Genomic DNA, 1,118 nt, shown 5'->3' with positions numbered 1-1,118 from the left:
CACTGATGAAAACCTCAGCGCCATCATGGATCCAATCAGGTTTGAACGCGCCGCCCTCACCCTGATCACCCGGTATGCTGCCTGTGGCGCTGATCTAATGGCAATCACCTTCAAGAAAATTGATGAGGAGACCGTACAGATCACCCTTTCAACCGGCGATACTCTCCCGGACACCAGGCAGCTGAGGTACCTCAGTAAAGCCTTCGCTCTCTCCGGGGGAACAGTTCTCCGGACAGATGAAGGAATGGCAGTCAGGTACCCCGCGGGACGAACTATTATCTAGATCACAGGACGAGTATAGCATGCTATGCAGATCCGGACATCTATCCTGATTCTTGGAGGGCTTCTCTGCCTTGCCCTCTGTATTTCGCCTGCTTCGGCAGAGCCGACCGGAACGATTCAGATCACTTCAGAGCCAGATGGTGCAGAGGTTTATATCACCAATGTCTTTCGCGGCTATACCCCCCTCACCGTCACTGACCTGCGTGCAGGCATGATGAGATTTCAGCTGAAAAAAGCCGGCAGTTATCAGAACTGGAACGGTGTTGCCTACATCATGCCCCAGGAGACAGTCAGGGTGCATGCAGTTCTCGCACGCACAGGAACACAATTCCGGGAATATGGCAGTATTGTCATCACCTCGGATCCCGGCACAAGTATTTTCCAGAACCAGAACTTCGTCGGCACAACAGATGCTGAGGGATCCTACATCATCTCACGGGCAGATCTCGGCCTTCACCTGATCAATCTTCAAAAAGAGAATTACCAGTCCTATTCCGAACTTGTTGCAGTTGATTCAGGAAAGACGAGCAGCGTTTCAACAACCCTTGAACCGGTTCGAGTACCTGATCAGGTTATGACAGTAGCACTCCCGACAGCACCACTCCCGACAGCACCTGAGCAGAGTGCCGGATCCACCGCAGTGGTGATCTCCGGCATCCTGCTTGGGGTTGCCTTTGTTCTGTTTACTCGCCGGACCTGATTTTGCCAGCTATCCAGTCGCCGACACTGCTCGTCGACTGGGAGCCACCCATATCTTTTGTGACATGCCCTGCCACAATAGAGGACTCAATACCTTTTAAGACAGCATTTGCTGCCTCTTTCTCGCCAAGGGAATC

General features: G+C 52.6%; 2 protein-coding genes. Both read left to right on the top strand.

What is annotated here, in order from left to right; all coding sequences use genetic code 11:
• Positions 1-283: hypothetical protein (locus QCH34_RS13150; protein WP_300334782.1), on the top strand; the 283-nt coding region annotated here is incomplete at its 5' end.
• Between the two features lie 24 nt (positions 284-307).
• Positions 308-982 carry a PEGA domain-containing protein gene (locus tag QCH34_RS13145; protein WP_300334781.1) on the top strand — a complete coding sequence of 225 codons (675 nt, stop codon included), beginning with the start codon at positions 308-310 and terminating at the stop codon, positions 980-982.
• Positions 983-1,118 lie beyond the last annotated feature (136 nt).

It is taken from the genome of Methanocalculus sp. (assembly GCF_029762515.1).
In the GTDB taxonomy this organism is placed as follows: Archaea; Halobacteriota; Methanomicrobia; order Methanomicrobiales; family Methanocorpusculaceae; genus Methanocalculus.
Note: the sequence above shows the minus strand (reverse complement) of the source record. Positions and strands in the feature narration are given on the sequence as shown.